General features: G+C 36.0%; 14 protein-coding genes and 1 pseudogene. 8 read left to right on the top strand and 7 right to left on the bottom strand.

Translation table 11 applies throughout. The annotated features are described in order from the left end of the window. Positions 1–102 precede the first annotated feature (102 nt). Positions 103–1323: a PQQ-dependent sugar dehydrogenase gene (locus tag BUA76_RS11120; protein ID WP_072884885.1), complete on the top strand. Its 1221-nt coding sequence runs from the start codon at positions 103–105 to the stop codon at positions 1321–1323. 64 nt (positions 1324–1387) lie between these two features. Here the strand turns inward: BUA76_RS11120 and BUA76_RS11115 are convergent, their stop codons facing one another. The 3 genes from BUA76_RS11115 to miaE form a co-directional block, all read right to left on the bottom strand. Then, the gene (locus BUA76_RS11115; protein WP_072884884.1) at positions 1388–2764 is read right to left on the bottom strand and encodes a tryptophanase; all 1377 of its coding nucleotides are present in this window, start codon (positions 2762–2764) and stop codon (positions 1388–1390) included. Between the two features lie 86 nt (positions 2765–2850). Then, positions 2851–3468, bottom strand: coding sequence for a DUF502 domain-containing protein (locus BUA76_RS11110; RefSeq protein ID WP_072884883.1), 618 nt, complete (start codon positions 3466–3468; stop codon positions 2851–2853). 12 nt (positions 3469–3480) lie between these two features. Next, positions 3481–4062, bottom strand: coding sequence for a MiaE family protein (gene miaE, locus BUA76_RS11105; RefSeq protein ID WP_072884882.1), 582 nt, complete (start codon positions 4060–4062; stop codon positions 3481–3483). Between the two features lie 156 nt (positions 4063–4218). Here miaE and BUA76_RS11100 point away from each other — a divergent pair, with 156 nt between their 5' ends. After that, positions 4219–4452, top strand: a complete 234-nt coding sequence (locus BUA76_RS11100; RefSeq protein WP_072884881.1) for a hypothetical protein — start codon at positions 4219–4221, stop codon at positions 4450–4452. Positions 4453–4468: 16 nt separating this feature from the next. On the opposite strand, the gene BUA76_RS11095 is transcribed toward BUA76_RS11100, so the two are convergent. Both BUA76_RS11095 and BUA76_RS11090 read right to left on the bottom strand, forming a co-directional pair. Beyond that, entirely contained in the window at positions 4469–5560 is a 1092-nt protein-coding gene (locus BUA76_RS11095; protein WP_072884880.1) for an acyltransferase family protein, read from the bottom strand. A 106-nt stretch (positions 5561–5666) separates the two neighbouring features. Next, complete coding sequence (locus BUA76_RS11090) at positions 5667–6554, bottom strand: neutral zinc metallopeptidase (RefSeq protein ID WP_072884879.1); 888 nt, start codon at positions 6552–6554, stop codon at positions 5667–5669. A 177-nt stretch (positions 6555–6731) separates the two neighbouring features. Here BUA76_RS11090 and rplU point away from each other — a divergent pair. From rplU to BUA76_RS19265, 3 genes and pseudogenes are all read left to right on the top strand, one after another. After that, positions 6732–7094 (top strand): annotated as a pseudogene (rplU, locus tag BUA76_RS11085) (50S ribosomal protein L21); the annotation flags it as partial. Between the two features lie 55 nt (positions 7095–7149). Then, positions 7150–7407, top strand: coding sequence for a 50S ribosomal protein L27 (rpmA, locus tag BUA76_RS11080; RefSeq protein WP_029298240.1), 258 nt, complete (start codon positions 7150–7152; stop codon positions 7405–7407). A 127-nt stretch (positions 7408–7534) separates the two neighbouring features. Continuing rightward, on the top strand, positions 7535–7720 hold the full coding sequence (locus BUA76_RS19265) for a bacteriocin-like protein (protein WP_072884877.1): 186 nt from the start codon (positions 7535–7537) through the stop codon (positions 7718–7720). Positions 7721–7760: 40 nt separating this feature from the next. Here the strand turns inward: BUA76_RS19265 and BUA76_RS11070 are convergent, their stop codons facing one another. After that, on the bottom strand, positions 7761–10289 hold the full coding sequence (locus BUA76_RS11070) for a DUF5686 family protein (RefSeq protein ID WP_072884876.1): 2529 nt from the start codon (positions 10287–10289) through the stop codon (positions 7761–7763). A 426-nt stretch (positions 10290–10715) separates the two neighbouring features. On the opposite strand from BUA76_RS11070, the gene BUA76_RS19260 reads away from it, so the two are divergent. From BUA76_RS19260 to BUA76_RS11060, 3 genes are all read left to right on the top strand, one after another. Continuing rightward, positions 10716–11177, top strand: coding sequence for a hypothetical protein (locus tag BUA76_RS19260; RefSeq protein ID WP_072884875.1), 462 nt, complete (start codon positions 10716–10718; stop codon positions 11175–11177). 371 nt (positions 11178–11548) lie between these two features. Then, positions 11549–11701 carry a hypothetical protein gene (locus tag BUA76_RS19255; protein WP_178337332.1) on the top strand — a complete coding sequence of 51 codons (153 nt, stop codon included), beginning with the start codon at positions 11549–11551 and terminating at the stop codon, positions 11699–11701. Then, entirely contained in the window at positions 11698–11928 is a 231-nt protein-coding gene (locus tag BUA76_RS11060; protein WP_072884874.1) for a hypothetical protein, read from the top strand. Before BUA76_RS19255 ends, BUA76_RS11060 begins: the two co-directional genes overlap by 4 nt. Before the next feature lie 783 nt (positions 11929–12711). Here the strand turns inward: BUA76_RS11060 and BUA76_RS11055 are convergent. Further along, a complete protein-coding gene (locus tag BUA76_RS11055; RefSeq protein ID WP_072884873.1) occupies positions 12712–13185 on the bottom strand; it encodes an LOG family protein in 474 nt (157 codons plus the stop codon). Positions 13186–13244: the final 59 nt, after the last annotated feature.

Raw genomic sequence — 13244 nt, 5'->3', positions numbered from 1 at the left:
GGTAAAGTTTTCAGCAAATAAATATGCATTATATATTTCTTGCCTTTGTATCCATTGGCATCATTTTTCCATTCTTCAGCACAATCATTTAATCATAAGAATATGAAAATCAATAAACTTTACATTTCAGCAGTTAGTCTTTTTCTCATTCTTGCATCGTGCAAGGAAGGTAAAGTTAATGCGCAGCAGGCAGGAAATGACGGAAGCGTTGAGACAAAAGCGCCAAACTCTCCGGAATATAAGCCTGCCTTTGCCGGCCAGACAAGAATTAAGGCCGTAAAAACCTCAACGCCTTATCAGGTTGAAGTCTTAAGTAAAGATTTAGGGAAGCCTTGGGGAATTATTAATCTACCGGACGGAAGGCTACTAATTACCGATAAAAGAGGATATATGAATATTGTTTCCACTGACGGAAAACAAATATCAAAAATTGAAGGTTTTCCAAAAGCTGATTCCAAAGGTCAGGGAGGAATGCTAGATGTAGCCTTAGATCCGGATTTCGCCACCAACAATATTATTTACTTTAGTTTTTCAGAACCGTATGAAAAAGGAAATCATACCGCAGTAGGAAAAGGAAAATTGTCTCCGGATTTCAAAACAATTTCTGGGGTGAAGGTGATATTCAGGGCAACTCCAACATATGATGGAGATAAGCATTACGGCAGCAGATTGGCTTTCGACAAAGACGGAAATTTATTTGTGAGCACAGGAGAACGGTCCGATAAGCAGACAAGAGTGTATGCCCAGCGCACGGATAATTATTTAGGAAAGATCTTAAAGATTACAAAAGATGGAATGCCGGCTCCGGGAAATCCATTTATCGGCAAAACAGGATTTAAGCCTGAAATCTATGCATATGGAATCCGAAATCCTCAGGGAATGGCGATTGACACCAACGGAAACCTTTGGGATGTTGAGATGGGGCCAAGAGGCGGTGATGAAATTAATCTAATCAAAGCCGGAAAAAATTACGGTTGGGGAGATGTCACTTACGGAATTGAATATTCCGGAGAAAAAATTAATAACGGGACTACTCAAGAAGCAGGAACCGAACAGCCTGTTTATTATTGGGATCCGGTAATCTCTCCAAGCGGCGTAACATTTTATACCGGAAATATTGAGGAATGGAAAGGAAACCTGATGATCGGCTGTCTCAGCGGAGAGCATATCAACAGGATTGTTATGAAAGATAATAAAGTTGTTGGTGAAGAAAGGCTTTTAACAGATGAAAAAGAGCGTTTCAGAGATGTTTTAAATGGCAGCGACGGCAATTTATATGCAGTAACCGATAGCGGAAAACTATACAGAATTTCAAAGAAATAATCTTACGTAGTCTTTTATAAAGGTTCGGGCTCAAAACTTCGTTTTGAGCCCGAACCGCTTTTTTTTAAGCTTCTTCAAGCTGAACCGTGAAATGTCTCAACAGATCCGGTTCCCAGGTTATTTTATAGCCTTTTGCAATTTCATCACGTCTTTCATAAACGTTCCTGATAGCGGCAGCAATATAATCCATATGGTTGTTGGTATATGTTCTTCTTGGGATGGCCAAACGCACCAATTCCAGCTTAGGATAACGGTTTTCTCTTGTTTCAGGATCTCTGTCGGCCAATAATGTCCCGATTTCTACGGTTCTAATTCCCGCTTCTTTATAGATTTCAAGTCCCAACGTTTGCGCAGGATATTCCGAACGGTCAACTTTTGGAAGGAAATTCAAAGAATCAATGAAAACAGCGTGCCCACCAATCGGTTTTTGAACAGGGATTCCGTATTCTATTAATTTATTTCCAAGATATTCTACCTGGGAAATTCGGCTTTCTAAATAAGCAAATTCTGTCGCTTCATCAAGACCAACTGCCAATGCGGCCATATCTCTTCCGGCCATTCCTCCATAGGTAATGAAACCTTCATAAATAATTGTGAAATTAGAAGCCTTTCTGAAAACTTCTTCGTTATTTAAAGCAATAAAGCCTCCGATATTTACCAAGCCGTCCTTTTTAGAACTCATCGTCATCCCGTCACCGTAGGAAAAAATTTCTTTACAGATTTCTTTGATGCTTCTGTTCTCCTGTCCTGCTTCTCTTTTCTTGATGAAATACGCATTTTCTGCAAATCTCGCAGAATCAAAGAAAACAGGTACTCCATATTTATCGGAAAGTTCTTTTACCGCTTTCATATTTTCCAAGGATACAGGCTGTCCACCGGAAGAATTACAGGTGATGGTAATAAGGCAGAAAGGGATATTTTCTTTAGGATACTTTTTATAAACTTCCTCCAGCTTTTCAAGGTTAATATTTCCTTTAAAAGGATGAAGGTCATTAATATCGAACGCTTCGTCTATTGTACAATCGATGGCATGGGCCTTTCTGAATTCGATGTGTCCTTTTGTAGTGTCGAAATGAGAGTTTCCTGGAACTACGTCTCCTTCTTTTACCAGAACGGAAAATAAAACATTTTCTGCAGCTCTTCCCTGATGCGTAGGTAAAAGATATTTAAAGCCTGTGATATTCTGAACGGTCTGGTGAAGCTGCTCAAAAGAACGTGAGCCTGCGTAGCTTTCATCACCCATCATCAAAGCGCCCCATTGTCTGTCGGACATCGCTCCGGTACCGGAGTCGGTAAGAAGGTCGATGAAAACCTGTGAAGATTTTAGATTAAATAAATTATAGTTTGCTTCTTTAAGCCATTGTTCTCTTTCTTCTCTTGTTGATTGGCGGATTTCCTCAATCATTTTAATGCGGAAAGGTTCCGCGTACGGTAAGTTCATGATAGTATTTATTAGATTGTTTTGTAAGAATTTTTTATTTGAAATAATTTCAAATTCATCAAAAGATAATGTGTTTTAAAGCCTTGCTATTCCGGAGCTTTAAAGATATTATCATCCGAGTGGAAACCTGCTACGCCGCCGCTTACCGCAAATTTCATTGCTGAAGCAGCCGTCATGCCCACTACCGGTTTGATGTTTTTTTCTTCCGTAACAATTACCCATCCTGAAATAGCATAGGAATGCGGCAGATACACCGCAACATAATTATGCTTTTCGACATCTGCCATTTCTTTCTGTGTGAGAAAACCGATTCTCCAGATTTCAGGATTTTCATTGGTTTTTACCCATACCGGATCATTAAATTTTTTCTTATCTCCAACAAAGGAAGACATGACGTCTTTTGTGGGAGTATAAATGTGTTTTACGCCCGGAGTTTTTTCAAGAAGACGATCCATCGCGTCAAAAAAGAACCGCCCAACTACAAATTTGTTTCCTAAGTATCCTAAAATTGCTGTGAACACTATGGTTGAAATAAAAACCAGTCCGGGGATTTCTTTGGCAAGTGACGGAATAATATTGTCAATGGATGTGACCACATACCAGATTACAAACATTGTCAATCCGATAGGACCAATAATGACAAGCCCCTGAAAGAAGTTTTTCAGGAAGAAATTGGCAATATTTTCAAACGTCAGCTTTTTCAACTTAAATATAGTTTATCCGTGGATAGTTTCTCCTTTTCCGTAAGACTGTATGATTTTGGCTTCATATTCCAGCCATTCTTCCCATCTTGCATTTACTTTCTGTTCATTACCCAATTGTCTTGCAAACCCAATGAATGTGGTGTAATGATTAGCTTCAGAAATCATTAATTCTCTGTAGAATATTTTAAGCTCTTCATCTTTTATATTCTCTGTAAGCACTTTGAACCGTTCGCAGCTTCTGGCTTCAATCATGGCTGCGAAAAGCATTTTATCAACAATAAGATCATCTCTGTTTCCTCCTTTCTGGATGAAATTTACCAGTTCGTTCACATAATCATCTTTTCGGGTACGGCCAAAGGTGTATCCTCTCTTCTTAATAATCTCATGAACCTGCCTGAAATGTTCCAGCTCTTCCTGCGCAATGGCGAGAAGTTCTGTAACGATTTCCGGATATTCGGGTAGCATTGTGATCAGTCCGATTGCATTGGTAGCCGCTTTCTGCTCACACCATGCATGATCCGTTAAAATTTCTTCAATGTTTCCTTCTGCAATATTTGCCCACCTTGGGTCGGTAGGAAGTTTCAACTTAAACATGCTTTAAATTTTGTGTAAAATTAAAATATTTTGTGATATGACAGAAGTTTATTTTGTTTGAAGATTTTCATTTAAATTCATCTTTTTTATGAATTATGTAAACTTGATGGTACTTTTTTTGTTATTGTTTTAAAACCAATTAAAAATATAAACATTATGGAAACAGTTACAGCTATTAAAAGTAAAATGAGCGCTCTGCTTGCATTTGCATTTTCAGTATTCATGTCTATTTTTTCGTTTGCACAAGATACTGCCGGCGGGGTAGTTACTACGGAAAACAGTACAACCACCACTACGGAATGGTACGCCAACCCGGTGTATATTATTGGTGGCGCTATTGTTCTCATTGTTATTATAGCATTGATAGCGAGGAGTGGAAGAAGAGACTAATAAAATAATAAAACTGCTATTTAATAGCAGTTTTTTTTCTTAGTATTTCCAAAATATTCCATCCAAAGCTGTCTACTTTCTTTAATACAGCTGAAATCCCGAATGCCAGAAAAACATTAATGATATAAATTAGTATCATTAAAACCCACCAAGACATTTTTTCTTTTAAGGGAACTACCAAAAAATAAACGAGCGAGGAACTTATTCCCTGGGCAAAGTAAAAAAAGATGGCGTTTTTACCAATATACGTTACAAAGCTTTCAGCCGAAATTTTTAACCGGTTATAAAATACGAACAACGTTACCAGAGAAAACATCGCCCAGATAATGTACGGAATTTTAGGCGGGAATTTATTTCTGTTGATCTTATAAAAGATCTCATTTCCATAATACCAGAACATCCACATTAACCCTACCGCAACCAAAGCGTATAAAACCGGAATCATTTTACCGGGTACTTTTTTGCCTTTCATTCTATTGCCAATCAGAAAAACGGCCAGATAAAAGGCAACATAACCTACCTGTCCGTTAGGATATATTTCAGGGAAAATATTAAACAGTAGTGTTAAAGCAACACATAAAGCAATAAACCAGTTGATATGTTTAGGGAAAAACCGTAAAATCAATACTCCGAAAACCGTCAGAATAAAATACACTTTCAGATACCAGAAACTTCCCATGACTACGGGAAAAGTATCTGCATTGGTGTATTGATGAAGATACCAGTTGCCGAGATTTTCCCATTGTGGGACGGTAGAGATACTGTTAATTGTATATTTTGATCCAAAGGTGGAATAAAAATGTTTTAACCATTCCAGAGAGAAAAAATTCAGGCCAAAAATTTTAAAGAAATAATCAAGGAAAAACAGAAAAGTAACGAAGATCATGTACGTGATCTGCAGTTTCAGTAATCTGTAAAAAGTCTTTTCAATATTGGAGCCTGAAGTTATACCGCTTAATGCATAAAAAAGTGCCACATCAAAAACCAAAGAAAATACTCTTACTTCTGCCGGAATATAAAATTGTCCGGACCAGAAAGCCGTATGGATAAATATGATAGAGAGTGTTGCCAGCCCTTTTGCAAAATCAATATAGAGATCTCTTTTCATTATATTATAGATAATGCATCAAAAGTAAATAAACTTTATGAAATATTTTAAAAGAAAAGAGGCCGGAATTATCCTGCCTCTAAGAAAGATATATCGAAAATGAATGTTACTTTAAATTTTTGAAATCTTCAGCAGAAATTTCTCCTGTCTGGATTTTTTTCAATTCATCAAGATATTGGCTCATGTATGCATCAAGCTCTGGATATTGAGAATTTTTTGCGGTTTTATAAGTTCCGTTTAAAACGCCTTGATAATAATAGAAAAAATTATAATCAAATGCTGATGCGGTAAGATCATATTGTCCTAAAAGGAAACCCAGACGTACAGCGGATCTTCTTTGTGGCGGTGTTCCGTGGTGTCCCGGACTATTCGTCTGGTAGTCTCCGATGCTTTGAGCAAACTCATAAGCTGCTGCAATTTGGGTAAAGCTTGTCTGGTTGTAGCCGTTCGGTCTTCTCAAATAATATCCGGCAAACCCGTCTGCTTCAAGCTCATTAGGTCTCGCCGTAGATTCATAAACAGAGGGAAGCCCAAAGATATATTGCAGCTGGTGGCCATATTCGTGCGCTAAAATCATAGCGTTAACAATATCCCCGCCTTTAGATTTGGCGTCATAGTAAATCGCATAGCCATAGTAAATTTTCCCCGAAGAGTAGGAGATTGCATTATACGTGGAGTTATAATTGGAAGGATCGTTCACAAAACGGAGTGTGGGATTGCTCCTTCCCCAAAGACTCGCAATTTTTGTCATTTGCGAATTCATAAAATTTGTGTCCGTGGAATTTTGTAAATACGTCAGCAAAACAGCAGAAGAACTCCAGTTTTGATCTACATAATAACACACTTTTTCTAATGCGTTGGGCTGTTCAATTTTCTGGCTTTCGATTTGTTGTTCTGGCTGTACCGGAGTTTCCAGTGTGTCGTTGTTACATGCTGACAACGAAAGTGCAGCAATTGCTCCCGCAAGGATACGGAAATTAAAGTTTCTTTTCATATAAAATATTTTGGTTTAGCGAAGATATATTATTTAACGGAAAATAATATCACTTTATTGTGATAAATTATTCAAAACATAGTTAAAATTTTAATTAAAAAAGATTGGATTGAATTTGAGGAGATTAGAAAATATTTCTTATATTTGCACCTCGAATAACTAAAAATTTTATAAACAATGTTTGCAATTGTAGAAATAGCAGGGCTTCAATACAAAGTTGAGCAAGACCAGAAGTTGTTTGTAAACCGTTTATCAGGAGACAAAGGAGGTAAAGTATCTTTCGATAAAGTACTTCTTACTGTAAACGGAGCAATCACTGTAGGCGCCCCAGCTGTAAGCGGAATCACTGTAGAGGCAGAGATCCTGGACCATGTAAAAGCTGATAAAGTAATCATTTTCAAAAAGAAAAGAAGAAAAGGTTACAAAGTGAAAAACGGTCACAGACAATCATTAACTCAAATTCAGATTACTGGTATTACAGGATTTGAAGGAGCTAAAAAAGCAGAAAAGCCTGCTAAAAAAACAACAAAAAAGGCAGATGCTGAAGCTGCTGAAAGTGCAGAATAATTGTTAAACCAAAAAACCTTAAAATAAAATGGCACATAAGAAAGGAGTTGGTAGTTCCAAAAACGGTAGAGAATCTCACTCTAAAAGATTAGGGGTAAAGATTTTCGGTGGTCAGGAAGCTATTGCCGGTAATATTATTGTTAGACAAAGAGGTACGCAACACCACCCAGGTGCAAACGTGGGAATCGGTAAAGACCACACTTTGTTCGCTTTAGTAGATGGTAAAGTAGTTTTCAGAAAGAAAGCAAATAACAGATCTTACGTATCTGTAGAAACAAACGCATAGTTAATACGCGTTTTCATAAAAACAGCCTCAGCAATAAATTGCTGAGGTTTTTTATTTTTATCAAATCATAATTGGAAACGAATATATTTCTTATATTTAACATCCAATCAAACAAAATTTAACTGATATGAAAAATCTAAAGAAAATCACAAGACAGGATCTTAAAGAAGTTACAGGAGGTATTGCTCCTGTAAAAGAATGTTTGCCATGTAATATTTATTGCAGTATCCCGGAAGGAGAAAGGCCTCCGTGCAATATTGTTTATATTGTAGCACATTGTAACGGATGTAAAGATTATCCTGCAGAATCTTAACAATAAAAAATCTCCTTTACGAAGGAGATTTTATTTTTTTCTAGAAGTTAACCTGGAATCCAGCTTTGATGCCGAAGGTGGAAATGTCAGGACGGTCAAGATAGTTGCCCCGCCAGTTAAAATCTACCCTGAAAATTCTCAGGTTTCCAAAACCGATATTTTCGATTCCGAATCCATATTCATAATAGATATGATCGGTTGGAGCAGAGTATTTAAATCCTTCTACATTAATGGCTTTAGATGCGTCGCTCAGTGTTCCGTAAGCGCCTCTTATAAAAGCAATCTCTCTCAATTTCAGTTTTTTAATTAATGGAATAAAGGAAAGAATCTTGCCATTGAAATGATGTTCCAGGTGAAGTGTAGAGTAAGTATCTGCTACGAATTCATAATAATTCAGCTGGGCAAAAGTATTCTGCGCAAGACTGTACGACTGGTTTCCGGGGATTATATTCTGTAAAGCCAGAGGAACGGTGTCGAAGTTCTTTCCGGCTTCGAAATTAACCTGCAGCTTTCCCCAGCTTCCGACTAAGAACGGCTTGTAAAAGAGGAACTGCAGTTTGTTATAATTAAAGTCTGATCCGAATAATCCTTCAATTCCTCTCGTATATTTTAACACAATGGTCGGAGCCAGAGTTCCATGCTCATAACGATCGATTCCGGTTTGGGAAAATTTTGCGCCCGGTCTTGCGATCAGACTCAACGTAAAGTGCGAATCGTTTGTTGTTTTCCTTAAAGCACCATCTTTATAGTACATCAGGCTGAAACCGTCCGGATTGGCAGATTTAATGCTCTGCATGGTCCCGTCGAGTCGGATCTGGAAGTTTTTCCACGGCTCAATAGAGGTAAAAACATTTGTCTGATTAAGAGAACTTAAAGAAGCGTTGTCTCCCCTCGCAAAAATGGTTGATGAAGCAAATGTTCTGGCCATAATTCCATCGTCGTTGGTAAGCTGTACTCCGAGCTGAAGAACATCTCTTCGGGTTCCTGCTCCAATTGTAAAACGGTTGACCCTGTTAAACATGAATCTTGCTTCTGCCCCGTATTTTACCTGTTGGTCTTTAAAGCCATAAGCTGTATAAAATTGTACTCTCCATGGGTCATTTCTTGTGAAATAGGTTCTTGCACCCAAACGTATTCTGTCGCCTTCTACCTCATTTTTTCCGTAAACAGAGAATATCGGACCTATATCAATACCTAATTTTTTTACATTATAATATCCTGAACCCAATGTTTCATACAGCTTTACTATTCTGTTGAATTTCGGAGTCTGCTGAAGTTTGTCAAGCATATCATAAATTCCCTGCTCGGATTTGGATAAAGAATCCGGTCTGGCTTTAAGCCAGTAAGCGTCATCCTTGTCTGTAAAACTATCGGAATATTCTTCTTCCGTACGTTTGAAAACTTTGTCTTCAAGAGGTTTATTGAATTCGTATTCAGAATAATCGACTGAACGTTTGGCAACTATACTTTTGGCAGTTTTCTTTTTGGAGAACGGCGTCATTTCAATTTCCGTAACAAATTTTCTTGGCAAGAAGGTGTTTTCATCAGGATTATCGTATTCCAGTTCGGTAGAAATTCCGTTAATAAAATTAACGTTGATTTTCTGGGTAGATTTTAAAGTGGCGCCCAACACGGCATAGCTGTCCGTATCAATATACAAATATCCTTGAAAGGCGAGAACTTCCGTTCTTTTCGGCTGATACCTGATCTTAAAAGCATTTTCTCCGCGAACAGAAACGGTGTCAATTAAATTATAATCATACGTGCTGAAACCCGTTTCTCCCACAGGACTCGGAAACCCGATGTCGAAATAATTTAAAGTATTATCATAGATATTAATATCACGGTACAGGTTTTTAGCAGTAAGCGTTACGATCTGGTTATCCTGAAATCCGGATGTTTTTTGTGCAACCAAAAGTCTTTTTGTTCTTTTGGAGGGCTTGTTTTCGCCGTAGTTCTCATAAACGGCTTCGTTCAGGAATACGGGAAGTCCTATTTTTCCGCTGGCGGTAGAATCTTTATAATCGAAAATAAATTCAAGCTTATTGAAAATTTTCCGTTTCATAAAGGCGCTGTCCAGGTTGTTGGCGTCAAACTGGATTTTTTCATACTCTTTATAAGTATACGTATCGAATTTATCCAATCCGTTATTTCTTTTCCTGGCCCAGACTTTCTGCATGATGGCATAAGCCGGGTTTTCCCTTTTATTTTTGTACTTCGGTTTTTCGTTGTGGATGACAACTTCTTCGATATTGCTAACTTTTTCCTGTGAAAGTTTTACGAAAATATTAGTGGCGTTTTCAGGAGTAACATCTACGGTTTCTAAAGAATAATTTTTTCTTAAAAACTTCAGCTTATAAATAATACTGTCCGACTGAACCATGAAGTTACCGGAAGTTGTTGTAATTGCCGGCTTATTGCTTTCGTTAATGAAAACGTCTACGCCGCTAATTTCTTTATTGGTTTTGGCGTCTATAATTTTTCCGCTGGCTGCATTTTGGGCATGTACAAAATGGGAAAGGAGGATAAAAATTAAAAAGGGATAATATCGCGGTCTGTTAATTAACATTTGTTGTTCTTCAAGCTATTGCATAAACAAAAAGTATGCAGATTTATTGTAATGGTTCAATAATATTTAATTTTTCAAGTAAATAAATACAAAACTGCAAATGTAATGAAATAATGGTGTTGTGGTGTGTTGGAGTTGTTATTATTTTGTTAAAGTAACGGATGTGGAATAAAACAAAAAAGACCTACATTGCTGTAAGTCTTTTTGCTCCTCCTATTAACAGGAACTCGAACCGCTTAGTGATGATATTCAGCAAATTAGCTTGATTTACAATCTTGCAGGGCTCGAAGCCTGTTGGTTTTGGATTCGAATATTTGAAATAATAATTTTGAGAATTATAGATTTTGCCAAACACACGATGAAAAATATAGAAAGTATCATACGGATATCAAAACCTGTTATGCTTTAGGAGTTCAGAATGAAGTTTTGCCACAAAGATTCATCAGAGAAATTCTGGCTTCTACTTCTGATTATTGGAAAAATGAAAATCCGAAAAATATATTGGATCTGAATTTTCCAAAAGCATTCGGAATAATCTGGAAGACACCAAAGTATTTCTTGATTCCCCGATTGTATTTCAGTCGAAAGGCATTCATTCAATTTGCCAGAATATACATTACGTTGATTACTCTTCTTGGAAAGGAAAATATCCGAAGAATCATTAAATCCAATCGAAATTTTTTTGTAACTCTGATCGAAAATCTTTCTGAAGATTTTCCTATTGCTAAAAAAGATATTCTTTGTTTTTTGATGATTTCAAAAAGGCAATATTTGTTTTGGTTAAGCGATAGAAAATTTGCTTGTAGCGCGTCTTTGGTTGGACAATGCTTCAAACGAAGACCCAAGCAGATTTCCAACAGAGAAACTTCCGTCCTCAAAAATATATGAATCTGAGCAAACACAAAACTTAGTGCATCTGTTCCATTTGGGGGAAACGCAATTCGTGATGGAGTAGTATCTATGGAGTAGCCAACTTGGTACAAATACGCTAGAAAACTCGGATATTCAGAAGTCAGAAAGCCTAAGAAGAAACCTAGAAAGAAAGGCTCTTACAAAGCAAAACGATCGAATGAAATGCTTTAGCATTCATAAACACCTTAATGAAACATAAAAAAATAGTGAATAAACTTGGCATATGGATATTTCCCAATATAAAAGTTTGTGTAATATTACCTTCTACATTTACACCGTAGTCGACAACTTTTCTCGAAAGATTCTGTCTTGGGATATTTTCTATCAAGAAATGCTCGAAGATCAGAATGAAAACCGTAAAGCAAGCCATCAAGAATGAATTTGATGTAGATTTGAAAGATCAAAATCTTGAACTTATTGTAGATGGTGGATCTGAAAACAACAACAAAACGATTGCCGAATTTATCAAAAAAATTGCCAGGTCAATATCAACAAGATGATTGCTTTGAAAGATGTTACATTTTCCAATTCCATTGTGGAGGGATCTTACAAGATCATGAAGTCATATTACTTCCGTTCTAAAGAAATTCTTTCAACAACGATTTATCAGGAACTGAAATTCTTTATTGAAGATTATAACAATAATCGTCTTGTTACAAACACAAGATTTATACTCCAAACGAAGTTCACAACAATCCCGAACTTGCAAATTCCAAGCTGGTTTTAGAAAATTCCAACCCACAGAGGCTGGAAGAAAACCGTAATTTCTGCTGTAAGATTTCTGCATAAAAAATAAAGATTCAAGAACTGAGAACCTAGATTCAAGACTTAATTATATCTTTTTCATTTCTATTTTCATCAATATCAAAGACCATTTTCTCTTTTGAAGCATTTTGAAAAAATCAGATGTTTAAATATACTTTTTTCTTGTAAATTCTTTCTAAAAAGGATCATTTGAATTCTGCACCAAATCATTCGAATTTTCGAATGATTTGATATAGAATCTCTTACATTATTTTAACTTTTGTAACTGTCTTCTGTTCAGAAGCTTGGTTGTTTGTGAAAAAACTCTGTTTTGTTACTTGGTTAATAGAGGGAGCCCCAATTATTCGTTTATATTTAACGAAATCTGTTTCAAAAAATGTGGAAATTATAAACCGCTTTCTCATTAGAAAGCGGTTAAGTTTATAGAAGTTATTTATTTCTCGTCTGTAAAGACCAAACCTTTATATTTTTCAAAACTATGACTATTGTCAATATCAACTATCAAAGGGTAAAAATTTTCGATAGGAGGGTTTATATGTCTTACAGATAAAACCTTAAATGATAAATCATTTTTGTTACTAAAACATCTTTTTCACTCTCTAAAATTTTATATCAAAAATAATTTTTTGATTTGATTTTGATTTATTAATAATAGAGCAATCTAAAACTTTAATTTTCATAACCTAATACTTTTAATTCGTTAATAAAATAAAATAATTTAATTGTTCTTTCACTAATCCAATTCCTATAGACTTTCTTTTAATTTTTTTAAACTTTCAACTATTTTCAGTAATCCTACATCATTTTGCAGATTAAATGATATTAATATATCTTTTAGTTTATGCCAATGTTCACCTATTAGATAAATCCTAGGGCGTTCTTTCTTTGACAATTTTCTTATTGAATCTAAAGCTAAGAATAACTCTGACAATGTACCTACTCCTCCTTTTTGGATGATAAAAACATCTGTATTGCTTATAAGTTTTTCAAGTCTTTCAAATAAGTTTTCACATACAATATTTTCTGTTAAATAAGCATTTCCTTCTGTACTACCAAAGCTTTTGCAAGTATAGCCTAATACGATTCCTCCTTTTTGGAACGCTCCTTTTGAAACCGCTTCCATAAGTCCTCTGTATCCTCCATTTTTCACTATAAAACCTTTCTTTGCAAGAAATTCTCCTATAAGAAGAAGCCGTCTCATTTCACGAGTCGGCTTCATTTTTTGATATTATTGTTATTCAAATTATTTTGGAAATTTTCTTTGCGATCATTGAAAAT

Source organism: Chryseobacterium takakiae (assembly GCF_900129385.1).
Taxonomy (GTDB): Bacteria; Bacteroidota; Bacteroidia; order Flavobacteriales; family Weeksellaceae; genus Chryseobacterium; species Chryseobacterium takakiae.
The sequence above is the reverse complement of the archived record's forward strand: the minus strand, read 5'-3'. Positions and strand labels throughout refer to the sequence as shown.